At 75.7% G+C, this 21,886-nt stretch carries 16 protein-coding genes and 1 riboswitch; of the genes, 12 read left to right on the top strand and 4 right to left on the bottom strand.

The annotated features are described in order from the left end of the window. The first annotated feature begins 203 nt into the window (after positions 1–203). The 4 genes from NRO40_RS02165 (at position 204) to NRO40_RS02150 (ending at position 3,890) form a co-directional block, all read left to right on the top strand. The gene (locus NRO40_RS02165; RefSeq protein WP_058942785.1) at positions 204–1,001 is read left to right on the top strand and encodes a DUF2382 domain-containing protein; all 798 of its coding nucleotides are present in this window, start codon (positions 204–206) and stop codon (positions 999–1,001) included. Between the two features lie 98 nt (positions 1,002–1,099). After that, the gene (locus NRO40_RS02160) at positions 1,100–1,369 is read left to right on the top strand and encodes a hypothetical protein (protein WP_058942786.1); all 270 of its coding nucleotides are present in this window, start codon (positions 1,100–1,102) and stop codon (positions 1,367–1,369) included. Between the two features lie 277 nt (positions 1,370–1,646). Continuing rightward, positions 1,647–1,949: a hypothetical protein gene (locus tag NRO40_RS02155; protein WP_058942787.1), complete on the top strand. Its 303-nt coding sequence runs from the start codon at positions 1,647–1,649 to the stop codon at positions 1,947–1,949. Positions 1,950–2,967: 1,018 nt separating this feature from the next. Beyond that, a riboswitch (cyclic di-AMP (ydaO/yuaA leader) is annotated at positions 2,968–3,123 on the top strand. Between the two features lie 5 nt (positions 3,124–3,128). After that, positions 3,129–3,890 carry a transglycosylase SLT domain-containing protein gene (locus tag NRO40_RS02150; RefSeq protein ID WP_058942788.1) on the top strand — a complete coding sequence of 254 codons (762 nt, stop codon included), beginning with the start codon at positions 3,129–3,131 and terminating at the stop codon, positions 3,888–3,890. Here the strand turns inward: NRO40_RS02150 and NRO40_RS02145 are convergent. The 3 genes from NRO40_RS02145 to NRO40_RS02135 all read right to left on the bottom strand — a co-directional run bounded on the left by NRO40_RS02145 (position 3,874) and on the right by NRO40_RS02135 (position 6,415). Continuing rightward, positions 3,874–4,353 (bottom strand): hypothetical protein, encoded by a 480-nt coding sequence (locus NRO40_RS02145; protein ID WP_058942789.1) that lies wholly within the window; start codon positions 4,351–4,353, stop codon positions 3,874–3,876. The two genes, NRO40_RS02150 and NRO40_RS02145, sit on opposite strands and share 17 nt — an antisense overlap. A 70-nt stretch (positions 4,354–4,423) precedes the next feature. Next, a complete protein-coding gene (locus NRO40_RS02140; protein ID WP_058942790.1) occupies positions 4,424–5,443 on the bottom strand; it encodes a Gfo/Idh/MocA family protein in 1,020 nt (339 codons plus the stop codon). Positions 5,444–5,479: 36 nt separating this feature from the next. Further along, the gene (locus NRO40_RS02135) at positions 5,480–6,415 is read right to left on the bottom strand and encodes a sugar phosphate isomerase/epimerase family protein (protein WP_058942791.1); all 936 of its coding nucleotides are present in this window, start codon (positions 6,413–6,415) and stop codon (positions 5,480–5,482) included. A gap of 295 nt (positions 6,416–6,710) precedes the next feature. Here NRO40_RS02135 and iolC point away from each other — a divergent pair, with 295 nt between their 5' ends. The 3 genes from iolC (at position 6,711) to iolD (ending at position 10,758) form a co-directional block, all read left to right on the top strand. Beyond that, a complete protein-coding gene (iolC, locus tag NRO40_RS02130; RefSeq protein WP_058942792.1) occupies positions 6,711–7,706 on the top strand; it encodes a 5-dehydro-2-deoxygluconokinase in 996 nt (331 codons plus the stop codon). A gap of 282 nt (positions 7,707–7,988) precedes the next feature. Further along, positions 7,989–8,873: a 5-deoxy-glucuronate isomerase gene (gene iolB / locus NRO40_RS02125; protein ID WP_058942793.1), complete on the top strand. Its 885-nt coding sequence runs from the start codon at positions 7,989–7,991 to the stop codon at positions 8,871–8,873. A 7-nt stretch (positions 8,874–8,880) separates the two neighbouring features. Further along, positions 8,881–10,758, top strand: a complete 1,878-nt coding sequence (gene iolD / locus NRO40_RS02120; RefSeq protein WP_058942794.1) for a 3D-(3,5/4)-trihydroxycyclohexane-1,2-dione acylhydrolase (decyclizing) — start codon at positions 8,881–8,883, stop codon at positions 10,756–10,758. Positions 10,759–10,801: 43 nt separating this feature from the next. Here the strand turns inward: iolD and NRO40_RS02115 are convergent, their stop codons facing one another. Continuing rightward, the gene (locus NRO40_RS02115; RefSeq protein ID WP_058942795.1) at positions 10,802–13,513 is read right to left on the bottom strand and encodes a SpoIIE family protein phosphatase/ATP-binding protein; all 2,712 of its coding nucleotides are present in this window, start codon (positions 13,511–13,513) and stop codon (positions 10,802–10,804) included. Between the two features lie 186 nt (positions 13,514–13,699). On the opposite strand from NRO40_RS02115, the gene NRO40_RS02110 reads away from it, so the two are divergent. The 5 genes from NRO40_RS02110 (at position 13,700) to NRO40_RS02090 (ending at position 21,835) form a co-directional block, all read left to right on the top strand. Continuing rightward, the gene (locus NRO40_RS02110; RefSeq protein ID WP_058942796.1) at positions 13,700–15,469 is read left to right on the top strand and encodes a serine/threonine-protein kinase; all 1,770 of its coding nucleotides are present in this window, start codon (positions 13,700–13,702) and stop codon (positions 15,467–15,469) included. Beyond that, positions 15,466–16,344 (top strand): hypothetical protein, encoded by an 879-nt coding sequence (locus NRO40_RS02105; RefSeq protein WP_058942797.1) that lies wholly within the window; start codon positions 15,466–15,468, stop codon positions 16,342–16,344. Before NRO40_RS02110 ends, NRO40_RS02105 begins: the two co-directional genes overlap by 4 nt. A 98-nt stretch (positions 16,345–16,442) precedes the next feature. After that, a complete protein-coding gene (locus NRO40_RS02100; RefSeq protein ID WP_058942823.1) occupies positions 16,443–18,062 on the top strand; it encodes an MFS transporter in 1,620 nt (539 codons plus the stop codon). 84 nt (positions 18,063–18,146) lie between these two features. Continuing rightward, a complete protein-coding gene (locus NRO40_RS02095) occupies positions 18,147–20,396 on the top strand; it encodes a cellulase family glycosylhydrolase (RefSeq protein ID WP_058942798.1) in 2,250 nt (749 codons plus the stop codon). Positions 20,397–20,608: 212 nt separating this feature from the next. Then, positions 20,609–21,835 (top strand): ABC transporter substrate-binding protein, encoded by a 1,227-nt coding sequence (locus NRO40_RS02090; protein ID WP_058942799.1) that lies wholly within the window; start codon positions 20,609–20,611, stop codon positions 21,833–21,835. The last annotated feature ends 51 nt before the right edge of the window (positions 21,836–21,886 follow it).

The raw sequence follows: 21,886 nt of genomic DNA, 5'->3' as shown, positions 1-21,886 counted from the left end.
GGACACGGCCCGGCGGGGCCAGATCCGGCCCCCCTGCCCGTCGCCGACCCCTGCCCGTCGCCGCCCAGCAGGCCGCGACGGGCAGGGGGACACGTGCGTCACCCACAGGGAAATGTCGTTTTTGTGCACTCCAGAGATGTTTCGTCCCATCGGGATCGGTGAGCCGGACGGGGAAGCCCCGATGAGGAAGCAGGAGGGTCCACATGATCACCCGAGAGCAGATCCCGAGCGTGCTCGACCATCCCGTCTACGACCCCGACGGGAGCAAGATCGGCGAAGCCAGGCACGTCTTCCTCGACGACGCCACCGGCCGCCCGGAGTGGGTCAGCGTCAAGACCGGAATGTTCGGCACCAGTGAGTCCTTCGTGCCGGTCAAGGACGCCGCCGTGGTCGGTGACCACTTGGAGGTGCCCTACGACAAGAGCAAGGTCAAGAACGCGCCCAACGTGGACGTCGACGCGGGCGGGCACCTGTCCGAGGACGAGGAGCACCGGCTGTACGAGCACTACGGCATCGCGTGGGACGAGTCGTGGGAGCAGGCCAACCGGTCCGGTGAGGGAGGCTGGGCCCGCTCCGAAACCGACAGGGGGACCAGGCCGGCCGCGACGGACCGCGGTGGTGACGACGCGATGACCCGCTCCGAGGAGCGGCTGCACGTCGGCACCGAGAGGCAGGAAGTGGGCCGGGCCCGCCTGCGCAAGTACGTGGTCACGGAGGAGGTCCAGAAGACCGTGCCCGTGCGGCACGAGGAGGTCCGCGTCGAACGCGAGCCGATCACCGACGCGAACCGCGACGCCGCGCTGTCCGGCCCCGAGATCACCGAGGCCGAGCACGAAGTCACCCTGCACGCCGAGCGCCCCGTCGTCGAGACCGAGGCCGTCCCGGTGGAGCGGGTGCGCCTGGAGACCGACGAACACGTCGAGGAAGAGGAAGTCCGCGGCCAGGTCCGCAAGGAGCACATCGAGACCGATGCGCCCGACCGGCGGCGCGACGACCGTTGACCACGAGCGTTCCGTAGGCCGAGGGCGAGACCCGGTCGCCCCGGCACCCACCGGAGTCCTCCCGCAGGGAGCATCGCCCGTCGCACGAGGAGAAGCACATGGCCAAGGTCGAGCAACCGCTCACCGACGACAGCATCAAGGTCCGCCAGCTCAGCCACTACCAGTTCAGCTGGGTCGCCGGCGACCCCGCCGCTCCCGGTACCTTCACCCTCCAGCTCGTCCTGGACGAGGGGGCCTGGGAAGAGGTGCTGACCGTGGACGCCGCCGACGCCGACGTCCTGCAGGACCTGCTGTCGAACACCGGAACCGTCCACTACGACGTCGCCCGTCGCACCCTGATGTTCGGCGTCACCCGCGTCGGCGGCTGAACAGGGGCCGGCGGCGGCGTCGTCGCGGGCACCACGAGCAGGGCGGCCGCGTACCACGACCGGAGCGCGGTCGCCCCGCTCCACCCGCCCTCGGGCCACGGATCGACCCTGGGACGCGTTCGACGTACTGCTCGGCCCCGGTGCGAGGGCGCGCGGGCCCGCCGGTGGGACGGGAGGACCCCGTTCCGCCGGCGGGCCCGCGCGTCGGCGTGCCGGGGCCGGCCGCGCACCGGCCGGAGGTACCCCGCCCGGCGCCCGGGCCGCCACCTGTCGGCCCGTGGCGTCGGCGACCACGTCGGCCGTGCGGGTGTGGACGCCCGCCCGCCCCCGGGCGTCGATGGCGTCCTGGTCGTCGTGGCGGGCGTGGGTGCGGGCGACCTTCGCGACGACCGACGTGATGCGCAGGTCCGGCCGCGGGCTGCCGGACAGCAGGGTCGGCGTCCGGGTCGGCGCGCCGGCCGTGGCGGCGTGGCCGCTGCGCTGGTCGGGGTGCGCGGGGGTTTCGAGGAGCGGCTGCCGGCCGGGGGCGGGCTCGGTGCGCGGGCTGCCGTCGGTCGCCGCCTCGTGGAGGGGGCGGTGACGGGTCGCCAGGAGCCGTGGCGGAGTCCCGCGTCCCAGGCGGCGATGACGGTGTCGGCCTGCACGGTGTTGACGGCGGCGTGCGGGCGGGCGGTGTCCACCAGGTCGAGGCGCGGCGGGCGGCGCGGTCGGCCAGGGCGCCCTGGAGGTCGAGCTTGGTGGAGAACGGCGCGGTGGAGGTCTGCTCCGGGGTGTGCCGTGAACCGGTCCTCGAGCCGAAGGCCTCCACCTCCGCGGGGTCGGCGGCGTGGCGGGCGGAGGACAGCCCGGGAGGCGGTCCCGGGCGGAAGCGCTCGGGGCGGTCCGTGAGCAGGGGGCGGAGCCGGCCCAGCCGCGCGCCCGCGAAGGGCGCGCGTTGTGGACGTCGGCCGGGACGAGGGCCCGAGCACATCCTCGGACGCGTACCCCCCCCTGGCCGGCGGTCTCCGCGGTGGTGCGCGCCCAGTCGACGACGGGGCGGGCCGACGCGGGCGCGGCGGCGCGGGTGGATTCCGGCGCCGCCGCAGAGGGCGTGGTCGTGACCGCCGGCGCCGTGAGGCCCGGAAGCACCGCCCAGGTCGCCCACACCCGACGGTGAGCCATGAGAAATGCCGATTTCTGTACGATCCATCCCTTTGTCGGCTGTTTCCGATCGATTCAGCCTGGAACGCCCGTCGGGGCGGCGCAACCGCTCGGCGCTCCCCGGACCCGCCCGGGCGGCGCTCACCTCAACGGCTGGGACGCGCGGTCATGTCCGTTTCGTTGATGTCCGTGTTTATTGTGGGCCTTTAGGGGGAGAGGAGCGAATTAGCCGAGCTTTAGGGCGGATTGTGCCGCCCGGTCGCGGCCGGCGCGTCCCGTGACGTCCGTCACGCGGGGAACCGCCCGTCATTCCCGGACGGCCTGCGGTGTCAAGGAATTCACGCGAAATGGTCTTGGGAATTGATCACCCGCGGGAATTCCGGGCCTTGTTCCCGCCGACCGCCGTCGTCTACGGTCACCGCATTCCGGAGGGAACGCCGAATCCTGCCGCCTTCCGGACTCCGCACCCACTCACGCACGGCAGGAGCGGGGGAACCAGGTAAGTCGCCGGTCCGGTCCCCGGAGCGGCTCGGGGTGGAGTGGTGGCCGCGGCCACCGCCGGACATCTCCCGTCCGAACCCGACAGCTCACCTCGCAGGCGCCGGAGAGGAACGCCCCCATGCCCGCACAGGGTAAGCACCGCCGTCCCAGGAACAACCGCCTCGTCCGTACCCTCGCCGTCGCGAGCGCCGGTGGAGCCGCTCTCGCCCTGCCCCTGGCCGGCGCCGCGACCGCTTCGGCGGCGCCCGTCACGACGCAGCTCGTCACCGCGGCGCAGGTCACGGCCGCGCCGGCCGCCGCCGTGACCGCGGCCAAGCCCACGACGTACTCCGTGGCCGCAGGCGACACGCTCTTCCGCATCGCCGCCGACCACGCGGTCACCGGCGGGTGGAAGAAGCTGTTCCAGGACAACCGCCCGGTCATCGGTGACGACCCGTCACACATCCGGCCCGGCATGAAGCTCACGCTCGGCGCGAAGGCCGCAGAGCGCCCCGCGCCGGCCCGCGCCGACCGTTCCCAGGCCCGCCCGGCCGTGGCCCCCGTGCAGACGAAGACGTACACCGACGACCTCGACGGCTGGATCAGGGAATCCCTGGACGTCCTGGCGCGGCACGGAATTCCCGGCACCTACGAGGGAATTCACCGGAACATCATGCGTGAATCCTCGGGAAATCCGCTCGCGATCAACAACTGGGACTCCAACGCGGCCGCCGGAACGCCTTCCAAGGGCCTTCTCCAGGTCATCGACCCGACCTTCACCGCGTACCACGTGCCCGGCACGCCGCTGGACCCGTACCACCCGGTCGCCAACATCACCGCCGCGTGCAACTACGCGGCCGACCGGTACGGCTCCATCGACAACGTCAACGGCCCGTACTGACCGTCCCTCCGGGGCAGGTCCCCGAGCCCTGCCCCGGAGCCGGCGACGCGGTGAGGTCGGACGCGTCCGCGGACCAGCCCCGGCCGTCCAGATTGCCGCAGTGATTCACCGGCCGGTGCTCCGGCCGCTGTACGACGTTGCCGACGCCGAACAGGAGACCGCCCGTACCCGGGGCGTCCGCACCTGTGCCGTCCGAGCCGGGGAGGCCCCTCCCCGGAAGCTCCGTACCGGAGGCGTCCGTACCGCGGGGGTCCGTGTGGGCGCTGATCGTGCCGCGGTCGTCCGTGCCCCGGTCGTCCGTGTCGGTGACGGCCGCGACGGCGGCCGCGGCGGCACCCGCGGTCACCGCGAGCGCGCAGACCAGGGCCGGGACGGCGAGCGGGATGCTTCCACGCAGGGGGACCCCCTTCGAGGAGACGGTGTCCCGGCCCTGTGCGCGCCACCGCCCCGGCCACGCGCCCATTGCTCCGTCCGGCGGCGCGGTACCCGTCCCACCCGCCGGGCCGACGGGCGCGTACCGGGGCGGCCCCCGGTCAGGCGTAGAGGGCCGGGCGGTCGGCGAGCGCCACCTCCACACGTCCCCCGCCGACCTGCGCGCGCACCCCCGCCTCGCACACGGCCGCCGCCGCGTACCCGTCCCAGCAGCTCGGCCCGGTGACCTCACCGCGCCGCGTGGCGTCCACCCAGGCCCGCACCTGGCGGTCGTACGCGTCCTCGAACCGCTCCTCGAACCCCGCCGCGACCCGGCCGCCCCAGCGGCCCGCCGTGTTGAGGAGCATGCCGTGCGCGTCGCCGATCCGCGCCGTACCGCTCTCGCACACGGCCTCGGCCTGCACCTGGTACCCGAAACGGCAGTTGAGGTAGACCTCCACGTCGGCCAGGGCGCCGCCGTCCGTCTCGAACACCACGAACTGCGGGTCGGCGAGCCCCTCCGGGGCGTTGCCCGACGCCCTCGGGCGCAGCACCGTGACCGCCGCGACCTCCTGGCCCAGCAGCCAGCGCGTCACGTCCACCTCGTGCACCACCGAGTCCTCGACGAGCATCGCGTCGGTGAACCCGGGCGGTGAGGCGGCGTTGCGGTGCCGGTGGTGCAGCATCAGCGGACGCCCCAGCCCGCCCTCGTCCAGCAGGGCCTTCAGCCCGAGGTACTCCGCGTCGTACCGCCGCATGAAGCCCACCTGGACCAGCCGCCGCCCGAGCCGCTCCTCGGCGCGCACCACCCGCAGCGCCGCCGCCGCGTCCGGGGTGAGGGGCTTCTCGCACAGCACCGGAAGCCCGTACTCCAGCGCCGTGAGCAGCGCCGCCTCGTGCGCCGGGCCGGGGGAGGCGACGACGACGGCGTCGACGCCCGGCGCTGCCATCGCGGCGGCCGGGTCGGTGTGCACCGAGCAGCCGTCCACGCCCGCGGCGACCGCCGCGGCCCGCCCGGCGTCCACGTCCGCGACGGCGGCCACCCGCGCCCCGGGGATCACCCGGTCGATGCGGCGGACGTGGTCGGCGCCCATCCGGCCGGTGCCGACGACGGCGACGCCGAGCGTCCCGCGCTGGGTCATGGTCCAGGGTTCCTTCCGGGTCGGCGGGGGGCGCCGTCAGGCGCCGCAGGAGCGCAGGAACCGCCGTGTCCGCACGGCGATGGGCAGCGGCTTGTCCGGTGGGCACGGGTACATGTCCTGCTCCACGATGGCGAACAGGTCCACGCCCAGGCGCTGCGCCGCCGCCAGGACCGGGGGGAGGGCGGGCACCCCCGACGGCGGTTCGCACATCACGCCGCGCCGCACGGCCGGCCCGAAGGCGACGCCGTTCGCCACGACGTCGGCGAGGACGGCCGGATCGACCTGCTTGAGGTGCAGGTAGCCGATGCGCTCGCCGTACGTCTCGATCAGCTTGACGCTGTCACCGCCGCAGTAGGCGTAGTGCCCGGTGTCCAGGCACAGGTCCACCAGCCCCGGGTCCGTGGCGTCGAGGAACCGCTCGACGTGCTCCTCGGTGTCGAGGTGCGTGTCGGCGTGCGGGTGGACGACGATCCGCAGGCCGTACCGGTACCGCACCTCGTGGGCGAGCCGCTCCGTGCCGCGCGCGAGGTGCGTCCACTGCTCGGCGGTCAGCTCGGGCGGCTCGACGAGCGCCGCCGTGCGGTCGTCCCGCCAGAACGACGGGATGACCACCAGGTGCCCGGCCCCCACCGCCCGCGCGAGCGCCGCCACCTGACGGACGTGCGCCCAGGTGGCGTCCCAGACGGCGGGCCCGTGGTGCAGCGAGGTGAAGACCGTGCCGGCCGAGACCCGCAGGCCGCGCCGGGCCGTCTCGTCGGCGAGCCGGGCCGGGTCGGTGGGCAGATAGCCGTACGGGCCCAGCTCGATCCACTCGTACCCCGCCCCGGCGACCTCGTCGAGGAACCGCTCCCAGGGCACCTGCCGCGGGTCGTCCGCGAACCACACCCCCCACGAGTCGGGGGCGGAGCCCACCCTGATGCGGTCCAGGAGCGGGGTACCGGCGGGGCCCGACACGGGGCCGGCGGCGTCCATACGGCGGTCCTTTCACCCGGCGGGCGGTCGGCGGGGCGGGGAGGGACGACGACGGGGCCACGGGGGTGAGGGGAGCCGCCCGCGTGCGCGCCCGGTCCCCGGCCGGCCGCCCCGGTCGCACGGTTCGGATACAAGTGGGTGGGCGGCGCCCTGTCAACACCTTGTCAGGACATCCTCTCAGGACGAGGTCAGGATGTCCGTACATGGCGTTGACACCACCCCGGGCACCCCGTAGACCTGGGGACAGCGGTCACCGCCCCCTGCCCCCCGCCCGCCGGCACCAGGAGCGACGCGCATGCCCCACTCCGCCGAGACCTTCGACCTGATCACCATGGGCCGCATCGGCGTCGACCTCTATCCGCTCCGGACCGGCGTGCCCCTGTCCGAGGTCGAGACGTTCGGGAAGTTCCTCGGCGGTTCGCCGACCAACGTCGCCGTCGCCGCCGCCCGACTGGGGCGCTCCGCCGCCGTCGTCACCCGCACCGGGGACGACCCCTTCGGCACCTACGCGCACCGGGCGCTGCGGGACTTCGGCGTCGACGACCGCTGGGTCACCCCGGTCGCCGGCCTCCCCACCCCGATCACCTTCTGCGAGCTCTTCCCGCCCGACGACTTCCCGCTCTACTTCTACCGCCGACCCAAGGCCCCCGACCTGGAGATCCACCCCGACGAGCTCGACCTCGACGCGCTCCGCGCCGCCCGAATCCTGTGGACGACCGGCACGGGACTGAGCGCCGAACCGAGCCGCACCGCGACGTTCACGGCGCTGGAGGCCCGCGACCGGGCCGGCACCACCGTCTTCGACCTCGACTGGCGCCCGATGTTGTGGGACGACGCTACCGAGGTCCGCCGCCACTACGCCCGCGCCCTGCGCCACGCCACCGTCGCCGTCGGGAACGTCGACGAGTGCGAGGTGGCCACGGGCCTGCGCGACCCCCTCGCGTGCGCCCGCGCCCTGCTGGACGCGGGGGTCGACCTCGCCGTCGTGAAACGGGGCCCCGGGGGCGTCCTCGCCCTGCACCGCGACGGCACGGCCGCCGAGGTCCCGCCCGTACCGGTCGACGTGGTCAACGGCCTCGGCGCGGGCGACGCGTTCGGCGGCGCCCTGTGCCACGGGCTGCTGGCAGGCTGGGAGCTGGAGCGGACACTGCGGTACGCCAACGCCGCCGGCGCCCTCGTCGCCTCCCGCCTCGCCTGCTCCGAGGCGATGCCCACGGCGGCCGAACTGGACGACCTCCTCGCCGGCGGACCGGCGCACACCGCGCGTACCGCCCGCACCGCCCACGGCTGACCGCACTGCCGTGCGACCGACCGGCCCCCCGCCCCCGGGCCCCGCCACCGGACGGTACGACCGCGCCCGCCCCGGGCCCGTACGCCGTACCCCCGCCCGCGCGGCCCGCACCCACGCGGGCCCGCACCCGCGCGGCCCGCACCCGCGAAGGCCCCCGCACCACGTACGGCCGGCCGCACCCGCGCCCAGCGCGTACCGACACCCCCGAGACCCCCGGCACGCCGGCATCCCGGCGACACCGCCATCGACACCGCCATCGACACCGGCTCCCAGGGAGCAGACATGACCGCCTCCGACCACCTGCCCGCCGGGGCCGCGGCGCACGGCCCGTACGCCGTCGAGGTCACCCCCGAGTCCGCCGGGTGGGGCCACTGCTCCCTGCGCGTCCTCGCCCTGCCCCCCGGCGGGCGGCACGCCTTCGACGCCGGCGGCAGCGAGTGGATCGTGCTCCCGCTCGCCGGCGCCTGCACCGTCGAGGTCGACGGGCTCACCCTCCCGCTCGCCGGCCGGGCCGACGTCTTCACCGCCGTCACCGACTTCGCCTACGCCCCCCGGGACGCGCGCGTGGAGCTGACCTCGCGCGGCGGCGGCCGGTTCGCCCTCGCCGGCGCCCGCTGCGAGCGGCGCCTGCCCGCCCGCCACGGCCCCGCGACCGGCGTCCCCGTCGAACTGCGCGGCACCGGCACGTGCAGCCGCCAGGTCAACAACTTCGCCGCGGCCGACGTGTTCGACTGCGACCGGCTCATCGCCGTCGAGGTGCTCACCCCCGGCGGCAACTGGTCCTCCCACCCGCCGCACAAGCACGACGAGGACCGCCCCGGCGAGGAGTCCGTCCTGGAGGAGATCTACTACTTCGAGGTCGCCCCGGGCCGGCACGGCGCCCCCGGCCTGGGCTACCACCGCGTCTCCCCGTCGGGGCACGGGCGCGGCACCGACCTCCTCGTGGAGGTCCGCGACGGCGACACCGTCCTCGTCCCCGACGGCTGGCACGGCCCGTCCGTCGCCGCCCCCGGGCACGACATGTACTACCTCAACGTCATGGCCGGGCCGGGCGCCGAACGGGCCTGGCTGATCAGCGACCACCCCGACCACGCCTGGGTCCGCGCCACCTGGCGCGACCAGCCGGTCGACCCCCGCCTGCCCCTGTACGCCCCGCCGAGCCCGTGAGGTGCCGATGAGCCCGTCGACCCGCCGCCTGACCGTCGCCCAGGCGCTGGTGCGCTTCCTGACGGCCCAGTACACCGAACGCGACGGGGTGCGGCGCCGGCTGGTCGCCGGCACCTGGGGCATCCTCGGGCACGGCAACGTCGCCGGGATCGGCCAGGCGCTGCTGGAGGCGGGCGGGGCGGCCATGCCGTTCCACCAGGGCCGCAACGAGCAGGCCATGGTGCACGCCGCGGTCGGCTACGCCCGGCAGTGCAACCGGCTCTCCGCCCAGGCGGTCACCACGTCCATCGGCCCCGGCGCCACCAACCTCGTCACCGGCGCCGCCCTCGCCACGATCAACCGCCTCCCCGTCCTGCTGCTGCCCGGCGACGCCTTCGCCACCCGCACCGCCGAGCCGCTCCTCCAGCAGCTGGAGCACCCGGTGCACGCCGACGTCTCCGTCAACGACACCCTCCGTCCCGTCTCCCGCTCCTTCGACCGTGTCACCCGGCCGGAGGCGCTGGTGCCCTCGGCGCTGCGCGCCATGCGCGTCCTCGCCGACCCCGCCGCGACCGGTGCGGTGACGCTCGCCCTGCCGCAGGACGTGCAGGCCGAGGCGTACGACTGGCCGGAGGAGTTCTTCGCCGAACGTGTCTGGCCCATGCGCCGCCCCGCCCCCGACCCGGCCGAGCTCGACGCCGCGGTCCGCGCGGTGCGGGCCGCCCGGCGCCCGCTCGTCGTCGCGGGCGGCGGCGTCCACCACAGCGAGGCGGAGGACGCCCTCCGGGCGCTCGTCGACGCGACCGGCATCCCCGTCGCCTCCACCCAGGCCGGCAAGGGGTCCCTCCGCCACGACCACCCCGCCGACCTCGGCGGCGTCGGCCACACCGGCACGGCCGCCGCCGACGACATCGCCCGCACCGCCGACCTCGTCCTCGGCGTCGGCACCCGCCACACCGACTTCACCACCGCGTCCGGCACCCTCTTCGCCCACCCGGACGTCCGGTTCGTCAACCTCGACGTCAACCCCGCCGACGCGCACAAGATGGCGGCCCGCACCCTCGTCGCCGACGCCCGCTCCGGGCTGGAGGCGCTCACCGCGGCCCTGGCCGGGTACCGCGTCGACGCGGCGTACGAGGCCGAGTACCGCGCGGGCCGCGAGCGCTGGGAGGGCGCCGTGACCGCCGCGTTCCGCGCGGACGACGACGGGGCCGTCCCGACGCAGAGCCAGGTGCTCGGCGTCCTCGACTCGGTCGTCGGCGACGAGGACGTCGTCGTCAACGCCGCCGGCTCCCTCCCCGGCGACCTGCACAAGCTGTGGCGCGCCCGCTCCCCGCGCCAGTACCACCTGGAGTACGGCTACTCCTGCATGGGCTACGAGATCCCGGGCGCCATCGGCGTACAGCTCGCGGCGCCCGGCACGCCGGTGTGGGCGCTCGTCGGCGACGGCACCTACCTGATGATGCCCACCGAGCTGGTGACCGCCGTGCAGGAGGGCCTGCCGATCAACGTCGTCCTCGTCCAGAACCACGGCTACGCCTCCATCGGCGGCCTCTCCGAGCGGACCGGCGGCGAGCGCTTCGCCACCGCCTACCGCTACCGGGCCGCCGACGGCTCGTACACGGGCGACCCGCTCCCCGTCGACCTGGCCGCCAACGCCGCGAGCCTCGGCATGGACGTCCTGCGGGCGGCCACCGTCGGCGAGCTGAGGGCCGCGCTGACCGCGGCCCGCGCCTCCGACCGGCCCACCTGCGTGTACGTCGAGACGGGTGAGACGGGGCCGGCCGCCCCGGGCGCGGCCGCCTGGTGGGACGTGCCGGTCGCCGAGGTGGCCACGCGGGAGGCGGCCGTCACGGCCCGCGCGGCGTACGAGCGGCAGGCGTCCCGCGTCCGCCGCCACCTGTGACCGGCACCGGGCGCCCCGCCCGGGGCCGGCGCGCGGGCCGCCCTCACCACGCGGCGTCGTCGAAGAGGGCGGACGCGTCCGGTGGCGGCGCGCCGCCCGTCAGTGACTGCTCGGTCCACATGACCTTGCCGCTCGGCGTGTACCGCGTCCCCCACCGGCCGGCGAACCGCGAGACCAGGTACAGGCCCCGCCCGCCCTCGTCCGTGGTGGCGGCCCTCCGCAGGTGCGGCGAGGTGCTGCTGCCGTCCGACACCTCGCAGATCAGGCTCCGGTCGCGCAGCATGCGCACGTGGATCGGATCGGAGCCGTACCGGATGGCATTGGTGATCAGCTCGCTCAGCATCAGCTCGGTGCTGAAGCCGATCTCCTCCAGCCCCCAGCGCTCCAACTGCCGTACGCACGCGGCCCGCACGGGTGCCACGGCCGACGGGTCCCTCGGCACGTCCCAGTCGGCCACGCGGTCCTCCGGCAGCAACCGGGTGCGGGCGACCAGGAGGGCCACGTCGTCGTCGCGGCTGGGCGGCAGCAGAGCCCCGAACACCGCCCGGCACGTCTCCTCCGGCGTCCGCCCCGGGCCGTCGGCCAGCGTCTCGCGCAGCAGCCGCAGCCCCGTGTCGAGGTCCCGTTCCCGGTGTTCGATCAGCCCGTCCGTGTACAGCACCAGACTGCTGCCCTCCGGCAGTCGCACCTCGTACGTCTCGAACGGTCCGCCCCCGAGCCCCAGCGGCGGGAACACCGGCACCTCGGGCAGCTCCACCGACCCCTCGGGCAGCGCCACCGCCGGCGCGAAGTGCCCCGCGGACGCCATCGAACAGCGCCCCGCCACCGGGTCGTAGATGGCGTACAGGCAGGTCGCGCCGGAGATCCCGGCCGCGCCGTCGCCTGTCTCCTCCTCGTCGATCCGCGACACGAGCTCGTCGAGGTGGCCCAGCAGCTCGTCCGGCGGCAGGTCGAGCGTGGAGAAGTTGTGCACCGCCGTGCGCAGCCGGCCCATCGTCGCGGCGGCGTGCAGCCCGTGCCCGACCACGTCGCCGACGACCAGCGCCACCCGCGCGCCCGGCAGCGGGATCACGTCGAACCAGTCGCCGCCCACCCCCGCCTGCGCCGGCAGGTACCGGTAGGCGATCTCCAGCGCGTCCTGCTCCGGCAGCACCCGCGGCAGCAGGCTGCGCTGGAGCGTCACCGCCATGGCGTGCTCCCGGGTGAACCGGCGGGCGTTGTCGATCGCCACCGCCGCCCGCGCCGCCAGCTCCTCCGCGAAGGCGAGGTCCTCCTCCTCGAACCGCCCCGAGTGCGTCACGCGCCAGAAGTTGGCCATGCCCACGACGACACCCCGTGCCTGGAGCGGCACGGTCACCAGCGAGCGGATCCCGTACGCCACCGCCACGTCGGCCCCGGCCGGGTCCTGTGCGCGCCAGCCGTGCGCCACCGTCAGGTCCGCCTCCAGCACCGCCCGGCCGCTGTCCAGGGCCGCCGCCATCGGGGTCGTCGGCACGTCGAAGCGGATCAGGTCACCGGCCGGCTGGAGCGGGTGGTCCGTCCGCACGCCGCTGACCGCGGCCCGGCGCATCACCGAGTGCGCCCCGGTCGGCTCCTCGCCGCGCAGCACCGGGTCCAGCAGTTCCACCGTCACGAAGTCCGCGAACCGCGGGACCGCCACCTCCGTCAGCTCCTCGGCCGTGCGGACGACGTCCAGGGTCGTGCCGATCCGCACCCCCGCCTCGTACAGCAGCGTCAGCCGCTCCCGCGCGACCTCCGCCACGCCGGTCACGGCGCGCAGCTCCGTCGTGTCCCGCAGCGTCACGACGGTGCCGGACGGCCCGCCGTACGGACGGGTACGGCGGGTGTTGACCGCGAGCAGCCGGTCGCCGGTCAGATGGACCTCGTCGGTCACCGTGCGCCCGGAGGTGAGCAGCCCCGCCGTGTCGCCGGCCAGGCCCAGGTCGGTGACGCGGCGGCCCTCGGCGTCCGGCGGCAGGGCGAGCAGCCGGCGCGCCTCGTCGTTGGCGAGGGTCAGCCGCCCGTCCTCCCCGACGATGAGCACTCCCTCGCGGACGGCGTGGAGCACGGCGTCGTGGTGCTCGTACATCCGCGTCATCTCCGCCGGGCCCAGGCCGTGCGTCTGCCGCCGCAGCCGCCTGCTGACCAGCGCCGAGCTGACCGTCGCGAGCGCGAGGGCGGCCCCACCCGCGCCCAGGAACACCGGCAGCTGCCGGTCGACGGCGTCACCCACGCTGTCGATGCTGACGCCGGCGGAGACCAGGCCCACCACCGTCCCGTCGGCGTCCGCGACGGGGACGACGGCCCGCGCCGCTTCGTCGGGGTCGCCCTGGAAGATCTCGGTGAACGGCGTGCCCGACGCCGCCCGCTCCACGTCCTCCGCGCGGGTCCCCACGAGCGAGGGGTCGCTGTCGGCCAGGCGGGTGCCGTCCGGCGCCATCACCGCCACGAAGTCCACGCCCGACCCCTTCCGCGCGGCCTCGGCGTGGCGCTGGAGGGTGGCCGGATCGGGGGGGCGCAGTGCCGCGAGGGTCCCGGGGGCGTCCGCGAAGGACTCGGCCGAGGCGAGGGAGCGGTGACGCGCGTCGCGCTCGCCGTCGTACCGCGCCTGGAAGGCGAGGGCGACGACCGCGGCGGCGATGAGCACCACGGCCACCACGATCTGGAGGAAGAGCACCTGTCCGGCGGCGCTGCGCACCCCGAGGAACCTCTCCCGGCGCGCGGGCCGTCCGAGACGTCCACTCTTGCCCCTCATGACCTATTTCTAGCACCGCGCGTGTCGCCGTCGCGACCGCGCGCACACCGCCCCGGAGGCCGCCGGCCCGGGGAGAGCGCGCGTCCGGAGAGGTCGGGAACCAGCCGTAGCCGAAAGGTGTCCCTGTGGGGGAGCGGTCGTGAAGACCGCGTGAGGGCCACCGCGCGAGGACCTGGGGGAGGCCGTATGGACGGCTGGTCGGTACCCGGCTACACCGACGTCCGCGAGCTCGGTTCGGGGGCGTGCGGGCGCGTCGTGCTCGCCGTCCACGACGCCACCGGGCTGCCGGTGGCCGTGAAGTACCTCGGCGAGGGCCTGCGCGGCGACCCGGCGTTCGTCCGCGGCTTCCGCGACGAGGCCCGACTGCTCGGCACCCTCGCGTCACCGCACGTGGTCGGGCTGTACGAGTACGTGGAGGCCCCGGAGGGCGCCGCCATCGTCATGGAGCTGGTCGACGGCCTCGCCCTGCGCGCCCTGCTCCGCGAGTACGGCGCGGTCGGCCCCGAGGCCGCGCTCACCGTCCTGAAGGGCTCGCTGCTCGGACTCGCCGCCGCCCACGCGCGCGGTGTCGTCCACCGCGACTACAAGCCGGAGAACGTCCTCGTCACCGCCGACGGCGCCTCCCGGCTCGTCGACTTCGGCATCGCCACGGGCGACGGCGCCGTCGTGGCCGTCGCCGGCACACCCGCCTACATGGCGCCCGAGCAGTGGACCGGCGCGCCCGCCTCGCCGGCCTCCGACGTGTACGCCGCCACCGCGGTCTTCCACGAGTGCCTCACCGGCCGCAAGCCCTTCACCGGCGAGAACATCGCCGAACTCGCCCTGATGCACGTCGAGGCGCCCGTACCCGTCGAGGGCGTGCCCGAGCCGCTGCGGGCGCTTGTGCGGCGCGGCCTGGCGAAGACACCGCGGGAGCGGCCCGGCGAGGCCGCCGCCTTCGTCGCGGAGCTGGAGGCGGCCGCCGCCGCGGCCTGCGGACCGGGCTGGGAGGAACGGGGCCGTGGCCGCCTGGCCTCCCTCGCGGCGCTGCTGCCGTTGCTGTTCCCCTCCGCCGGGGACCGGGCGGGCAGCGCGACCGACCTCGCGACCACCTCCCTCGGCGACGGTGACGGCGGTGGTGACGGCGGCGGCTGGTGGCGCGCGTGGCTGCCCGGACCGCTCGGCTGGGCCGCGGTCGCGGGCGCGCTGCTCCTCGGCCTCGTCCCCCTCCTCGGCGGCGCGTCGCAGGCGACTTCCGGACCCGCGGGCACGGGCGTCGAGGCCGTGGCCACCACCGGGGTGCGCCCGGTGGGCGACACGCCGGCCCCGTCACCCACCGGCGGCGCGTCCCCCGCCCCGACGCCCTCCGCCCCGACGCCCTCCGCCCCGACGCCCTCCGCCCCGACGCCCTCCGCCGCGGCGTCGACCGGACCGGCGCCCTCGCCGACCCCGACCGGGACGGCGACCGGGGCCACGGACGCCCCGTCCGGCACACCGGACGCACGGGAGACGGCTGCCCCGTCCACGACGGGACCGCCCGCCACCGCGCCCCCGCCGTCCGGGGAAGCGCCCGCCCCCGCCGCCCCGGCCGCCCCGACGGGACCGCGACCGGGCACGTCCGCGCCACCACCGAGCACGGCACCACCGGCCACCGGCGTCCGGTCGGTCGCGGTCCGGGACTTCCGGCAGTCCGGCCCCGCCACCGCGACCGCCACCTTCGACGTCACCACCGACGGCCCCGGGCCCGTCACCCTCCACGTCACCTGGTACGCCGGGGACGCCTGGGGCAACCCCGGGACGCAGGACGGGCCGACGGAGACGTACCGCCGCGGTGGCGCCGACATCCACACCCTCACGCTCACCCACACCTTCCGGACCGCCGGCTGCCACTGGACCGCCGCGGTCACCACCGACCCGGCGCCCGCGGGCGGCGCCTCGTCCCGGCAGCTGCGGACCCGAAGGTGCGAGATCCGGTGAGCGCTCCCCGCGTCCCCGACCCGGCGCGCCCCGCGGACGACCCGGCGTACAGCGCCACCGCCCTCGCCGCCCACTGGTCCGACCACCCCGTCGACCCCGACCGCCCCGACCGCTCCCACGGGCCCACCGTCCACCCCGCCCCCACCGCCGACGACGCCGTGGACCGTCCCGAGTGGCCCGCCGGGCCCGCCGCCCAGCCCGTCGGCGACGCCGTGGACCGCCCCGACCGCCCCGCGGGGCCCTCGGACCGCCCCGGGTGGCCCGCCGGCCCCGCCGGCCCCGACGGCAGTGCGAGGGCGGTCGCCGCGTCCCGCCCGCCGGTCCCCGCGCGGCCGGACCGCGTCGAGGGCACCGTGCTCCGCTTCGGGCCCGGCGTCACGGCGGCGGCGCGGCCGAGGGGCTCCGCCCCGACCGTGGTCCTGCCGCACGTACCGCCCGCGCCCGGCCCCGCGCCCCGGCGGCGGGTACGCGGCCGCCGGTACGCCCTGCCCGCGCTGGTGTTCCTGGGCGTCCTCGCCCTGCTCGCCTGGCAGCGGTCCGGGCCCACCGTCGCCGTCCACGGCGTGGCCGTCCGCACCGACGGGGTCGTCCCGGCGGGCGGCGCGACGTGCGGCGGCACCGCCGACGTCGTCGGCGTCGTCCGCACCGACGGCCGCCCCGGCACGCTCACCTACCGCTGGCTGCGCGGCGACGGCACCGCGTCCGGCGTGCTCACCGAGCACGTCCCCGACGGCCGGCACGAGGTCCGGCTCCACCTGCTGTGGACGTTCGACGGTGAGGGTGCCTACCCGGCCCGCGCCGACCTGGAGGTCCTCTCGCCGGGCAGGCACACCGCCGGCACGGCCTTCACCTACGCGTGCGCCGCCGCCCGCTGACCCCGACGCCACCCGAGTGGTGGACTCCCGGACCCGGGCTTAGCGTTGAACGGTGGACGGCCCCCGTCCACGGCCCCTCAGCGAGGGCGATGAACGCCATGACGCCTCCCCGGCCCGCCCCGACCCCGCGGGCCGCCGCCCCGGAGCGGGGCCGCGGCAGCGGGATCGCCCTGCTGGTCATCGCCAGTTGCCAGCTCATGGTGGTGCTCGACATCACCATCGTGAACATCGCCCTGCCGCAGATCCAGCGGTCCCTCGGCTTCTCCACCACGGGGCTGTCCTGGGTCGTCAACGCCTACACGCTCGCCTTCGGCGGGCTGCTGCTGCTCGGCGGGCGCGCGGGCGACATCCTGGGACGGCGACGCGTGTTCATGGTGGGCGTCGCCCTGTTCGTCCTGGCGTCCCTGCTCGGCGGACTCGCCCAGGAGTCCTGGCAGTTGCTGGCGGCGCGCGCCCTGCAGGGCGTCGGCGGCGCCATCGCCTCGCCGACCGCGCTCGCCCTCATCAGCACGACGTTCCCGGAGGGCCCCGAGCGCAACCGCGCCTTCGGCGTCTTCGCCGCCGTCTCGGCGGGGGGCGGCGCGATCGGCCTCCTCGCGGGCGGCATGCTCGTCGAGTGGCTCGACTGGCGCTGGGTGCTGTTCGTCAACGTGCCGATCGGCCTGCTCATCCTGCTGGCCGCGCCCCGCTGGATCAGGGAGTCGGACAAGCTGCCCGGCCACTTCGACGTCGCCGGCGCCCTCACGTCCACGCTCGGCATGGTCGTGCTGGTCTACGGCTTCATCCGCGCCGCGCAGGAGGGCTGGAGCGACGCGCTCACCCTGGCGTCGTTCGGGGCGGCCGTGGTGGTCCTCACCGCCTTCGTGCGGCTGGAGCGCCGGTCCCGGCAGCCCATCACCCCGCTGCACATGTTCACGGACCGCAACCGGGCCGGGACGTACGGGATGATGCTCAGTCTGGCGGCGGCCATCTTCGGCATGTTCTTCTTCCTGACGCTCTTCGTGCAGAACGTGCTGGGCTTCGGACCGCTCAAGGCGGGACTTGCGTTCCTGCCGGTCAGCGCGGTCATCGCGGTCGGCGCCGGCGTCGCCTCGCAACTGCTGCCGCGGTACGGGCCCAAGCCGTTCATGGTGACCGGCGCGCTGCTGGCCGCGATCGGCCTGGGCTGGCTCACGCTCACCGACGTCGACTCGACGTACGCGGGCAGCATCCTCGGACCCATGCTGGTCCTCAGCCTCGGCATGGGCATGCAGTTCGTGTCGCTGACGCTGATGGCGCTCTCCAACGTGGCGCAGGACGAGACGGGGGCGGCGTCCGGGCTCCTCAACGCCACGCAGCAGGTGGGCGGTTCGCTGGGCCTGTCCATCCTGGTCACGGTCTTCGGCACGGCGAGCGCCGACGAGGGGGAGCGGCAGGTCGCCGACTTCCTCGCCCGGGCGAGCGCGCCGGAGCGGCTGCGGTTCCGGCGCACCGGTGAACTGCCGCCCCCCTGGGCGCAGGAGGTGCTGGCGGCGGGCGTGTCGGCGGCGTTCGTCCTGGCCGCGGCCTTCGCCGTGATCGGCGCCCTGATCGCGCTGTTCGTGGTCCAGGTGCGCCCCGGCGACCTGGAACGCCTCCAGGGCGGGCCGGGCCCGGCGGCCCCGGCCACGGCTGACGCCTCCGCCCGTACCCGCCGGAGCCGGCGGTCCCCGGGAAGCGGTTCGCGCGAGGACGGTTGACAGTCGCCGGACGGGCTGGCTTGATGGCGTCATGGGAGCGCTCCCATATGTGGTATTGACATGTACTCGACATACGGAGACGCAGTGGGACAGTCACTCACGACCCGCCCGCACCGTGACCGGCACGTGCGGGTGCGCGCGGCGCTCGCGGCGGTCCTCGCCGGCGCGCTGCTCTGGGCCGCCGGACCGGCCGCCGACGCCACCGCCCGCCCCCCGGACGCCCGGAGCTCGCCGGCCCAGAGCCCGACCGCCGACGGCCCGACCGGCCCGAACACGCTCGCCCCACCGGCCGCGGCCGCCCCGTCCACCGCGGTCGCCGCACGGTCCGGCGGGGGAGCGGCGGCGGCGCCCGCACCCGGCGACGACTGGTTGCGCACCCGCGGCAACCGCATCGTCGACGCCCGGGGCCACGAGGTCTGGCTCACCGGCACGAACTGGTTCGGCTTCAACACCACCGAGCGCGTCTTCCACGGCCTGTGGTCCGCGAACATCACGGACACCACCCGGTCCATGGCGCAACGCGGCATCAACATCGTCCGCGTCCCCGTCTCGACCCAGTTGCTCCTGGAGTGGAAGGCGGGCCGGGCCGCCGTGTCCAGCGCCGTCAACGCGCACGCCAACCCCGAGCTCGCCGGGATGACCACCCTGGAGGTCTTCGACCACTGGCTCTCCCTGTGCAAGCGGTTCGGCATCAAGGTCATGCTCGACGTGCACAGCGCGGAGGCCGACAACGCCGGCCACGTCCACCCGGTGTGGTGGAAGGGCGCCATCACCGTCGAGGACTTCCACACGGCCTGGGAGTGGGTGACGGCCCGCTACCGGGGCGACGACACCGTCGTCGCGATGGACATCAAGAACGAGCCCCACGGCGGCGCCGGCGAGAACCCGCGCGCCAAGTGGGACGGCAGCGGGGACCAGGACGACTTCAAGCACGCCTGCCAGACGGCCGGACGGCGCGTCCTCGCCGTCAACCCCCAGCTGCTCATCCTCTGCGAAGGCGTCCAGATCCACCCGAGGAACGGCTCCGACTGGTCCTCGACGAACGCCGCCGACTACCACTCCACCTGGTGGGGCGGCAACCTCCGCGGCGCCCGCACCCACCCCGTGGACCTCGGCGCGGGCAACGACCGGCTCGTCTACTCACCCCATGACTACGGGCCGCTCGTCGCCCCCCAGCCGTGGTTCACCGGGGACTGGAACCGCACCACCCTCGAACGGGACGTCTGGGACCCCAACTGGCTCTACCTCCACAAGGAGAACACCGCGCCCCTCCTCATCGGGGAGTGGGGCGGCCTCCTGGACGGCGGCCCCAACGAGAAGTGGATGAAGGCCCTGCGCGACCTCATCGTCGAGCACCGCATCCACCAGACGTTCTGGTGTCTCAACCCCAACTCCGGTGACACCGGCGGGCTCCTGCTGGGGGACTGGAAGACCTGGGACGAGGAGAAGTACGCCCTGCTCAAGCCCGCCCTGTGGCAGCACCGCGGCAAGTTCGTCAGCCTGGACCACCAGGTCCCCCTCGGCGGCGCCGGCAGCGCCACCGGCCTCAGCCTGACCGACGTGTACGGCGGCGGGGGCGACCCCGCCGACACCGCGCCGCCCACCGCCCCCTCCCGGCTCACCGCGACGGCGACCGGCCCCACCTCCGTCACCCTCGGCTGGGCCCCGGCGGACGACGACACGGGCGTCACCGGCTACGACGTCCACCGTGACGGGGTGAAGGTCAACGCCGCCCCCGTGACCGGCACGACGTACACGGACACCGGGCTCGCCCCCTCCACCCGGTACGGCTACACGGTCCGCGCCCGGGACGCCGCGGGCAATGTCTCCGTGTCGTCGCCCGGCGCCACCGCCACCACCCCGCCCGCCGGCGGCCCGTCCGGCGCGGTCAGGGTCCTGCACCGCACCACCGACCAGGCCCCCACCGACAACGCCGTCCGGCCGGAGCTGCGCGTCGCCAACACCGGTACGGCGCCGCTCGACCTGTCCGCCCTGACCCTCCGCCACTACTTCACCCGCGACGGGGGAGCACCCGGGGTGAACGCCTGGTGCGACCACGCCGCCGTGGGCTGCGAACGGATCCGGCTCAGGGTGGTCCCACTGTCCGCACCGGTCGCCGGCGCCGACGCCTACCTGGAGGTCGGCTTCACCGGCGGCACCCTGGTGGCCGGCCGGGACACCGGCGACATCCAGCTGCGGATGAGCAAGACCGACTGGTCGTCCTTCGACGAGCGTGACGACCACAGCCGCGCACCGTCGGCCACCCACACCGACGCCCGCACCGTCCCCGCGTACACCGGCACCACCCTGGTCTGGGGCACACCTCCCACCTGACCGCCACAGCCACGCGCGCCCGCGCCGGCCCCCACCCGCGCTCCCCGCGCCGCCCCACCCGCGCCCGTCCCGTCCCCACCGCCCCGGCACGAGCTGCGGGCGGTCGGTGCGTGACCTCCCACCCGCTCCACCGTTGTGACCGGCGGACACCACGGACGCACGGACGTACGCCCGGCGGACCGGACACCGGACACCAGGGAACGGGAGCGGGCATGGCGGAGCAGGGTCGGGAACTGACGGTGGGGGTGGTGGTGGCGCGCTCGGGGCGCCTCGCGAAGCTGGGGGACCCGCTGGCGTTCGCCCTGGACCTGCTGCGGCCGCTGCTGGAGCGGGAAGGGGTGCGCAACGGCGGCCGCCGGCACCCGGTGCGGCTGGTCGCGCGGGACAGTCGGTCCACGGCCGAGGGGGCACGGCAGGCGGTGCGGGAGCTGCTCGCCGAGGAGGACGCGCGGATCGTCCTGACCCTCGCGGGCACGGAGGTCCTGCCGGCCGTCGCGGACGCCTGCGAACGCGCCGGTGTGCCGTGCCTGTCCTCGACCTTCCCCTGGCAGGTGTACTACTACGGGCGCGACGCCCACGGGCGACGGCCCTTCCGGTGGACGTACCACTTCTGCTGGGGCCTCGACGACATCGCCGAGACCTTCGCCGACCTGTGGGAGCACGCCGCGGGACCGGGCCGGACGGTCGGGTGCCTGTGGAACGACGGCCCGCAGGGGACCTGGTCGCGCGACGCCGAGCGGGGCTTCGCCCCGGTGGCCCGGGCGCGGGGCCACCGGCTGGTCGACCCCGGCGGCTACCGCGAGCCGGCGGACGGCCTCGACGCGCTGGTCGACGCCTTCCGCGCGGCGGACGCCGACATCGTGACCAGTGCCGCCACCGCCCGCGACCTGGCGGTCTTCCGGGCCGCGGTGGCCGGGCGGGGCGGCCCGCAGCCCCGGATGATCACCTGCTCGCGGTGGCTGGCCTACCCGCCCACGACGACGGGCGGCGGCGACCGGCCGGCCCAGGACCGGGTGGCGACCCTCGTGTACTGGACGCCCGCCCACCCGTACCGCTCGTCCCTCGACGGCATGACGGCGGCGGAGCTGGCCGAGGCGTACGAGCAGGGGACCGGGGGCCAGTGGCTCCAGCCCCTGGGGCTGGCGTACGCGCTGTTCGAGGTGGCCCGCCACGCGCTCGCCACCGCCGACGACCCGGGTGACCCCGCGGCCGTCGCGGCGGCCGTCGGCCGGACCCGGCTGGAGACGGTCGCGGGGCCCCTCGACTGGACGGCCGGGCCCGTGCCCAACGTCGCCACGATCCGTCTCGCCGGCGGCCAGTGGCAGCCGGGCACCCGCCACCCCTACGAGCTCGCGGTGGTGACGAACCGCCGGGTCGAGGGCCTGCCGGCCGCCGCCGACCTGCTGCCCCTGACGGCCTCCGACGGCCGGTCCGGGTGACGGCCGCCGGGCGGCGGCGGAGCCGAGCCGGTACGGGACCACCGCCGCCCC

The organism is Streptomyces changanensis (assembly GCF_024600715.1).
GTDB lineage: Bacteria > Actinomycetota > Actinomycetes > Streptomycetales > Streptomycetaceae > Streptomyces > Streptomyces changanensis.
Note: the sequence above shows the minus strand (reverse complement) of the source record. Positions and strands in the feature narration are given on the sequence as shown.

What these genes read in the sequence shown, in the direction of transcription:
- NRO40_RS02150 (WP_058942788.1), top strand. Translation starts at nt 3,129, where the DNA reads ATGCCCGCACAGGGTAAGCACCGCCGTCCCAGGAACAACCGCCTCGTC.
- NRO40_RS02115 (WP_058942795.1), bottom strand. Translation starts at nt 13,513, where the DNA reads ATGAGGGGCAAGAGTGGACGTCTCGGACGGCCCGCGCGCCGGGAGAGG.
- NRO40_RS02160 (WP_058942786.1), top strand. Translation starts at nt 1,100, where the DNA reads ATGGCCAAGGTCGAGCAACCGCTCACCGACGACAGCATCAAGGTCCGC.
- NRO40_RS02165 (WP_058942785.1), top strand. Translation starts at nt 204, where the DNA reads ATGATCACCCGAGAGCAGATCCCGAGCGTGCTCGACCATCCCGTCTAC.
- iolB (WP_058942793.1), top strand. Translation starts at nt 7,989, where the DNA reads ATGACCGCCTCCGACCACCTGCCCGCCGGGGCCGCGGCGCACGGCCCG.
- NRO40_RS02140 (WP_058942790.1), bottom strand. Translation starts at nt 5,443, where the DNA reads ATGACCCAGCGCGGGACGCTCGGCGTCGCCGTCGTCGGCACCGGCCGG.
- NRO40_RS02145 (WP_058942789.1), bottom strand. Translation starts at nt 4,353, where the DNA reads ATGGGCGCGTGGCCGGGGCGGTGGCGCGCACAGGGCCGGGACACCGTC.
- iolD (WP_058942794.1), top strand. Translation starts at nt 8,881, where the DNA reads ATGAGCCCGTCGACCCGCCGCCTGACCGTCGCCCAGGCGCTGGTGCGC.
- NRO40_RS02100 (WP_058942823.1), top strand. Translation starts at nt 16,443, where the DNA reads ATGACGCCTCCCCGGCCCGCCCCGACCCCGCGGGCCGCCGCCCCGGAG.
- iolC (WP_058942792.1), top strand. Translation starts at nt 6,711, where the DNA reads ATGCCCCACTCCGCCGAGACCTTCGACCTGATCACCATGGGCCGCATC.
- NRO40_RS02090 (WP_058942799.1), top strand. Translation starts at nt 20,609, where the DNA reads ATGGCGGAGCAGGGTCGGGAACTGACGGTGGGGGTGGTGGTGGCGCGC.
- NRO40_RS02110 (WP_058942796.1), top strand. Translation starts at nt 13,700, where the DNA reads ATGGACGGCTGGTCGGTACCCGGCTACACCGACGTCCGCGAGCTCGGT.
- NRO40_RS02135 (WP_058942791.1), bottom strand. Translation starts at nt 6,415, where the DNA reads ATGGACGCCGCCGGCCCCGTGTCGGGCCCCGCCGGTACCCCGCTCCTG.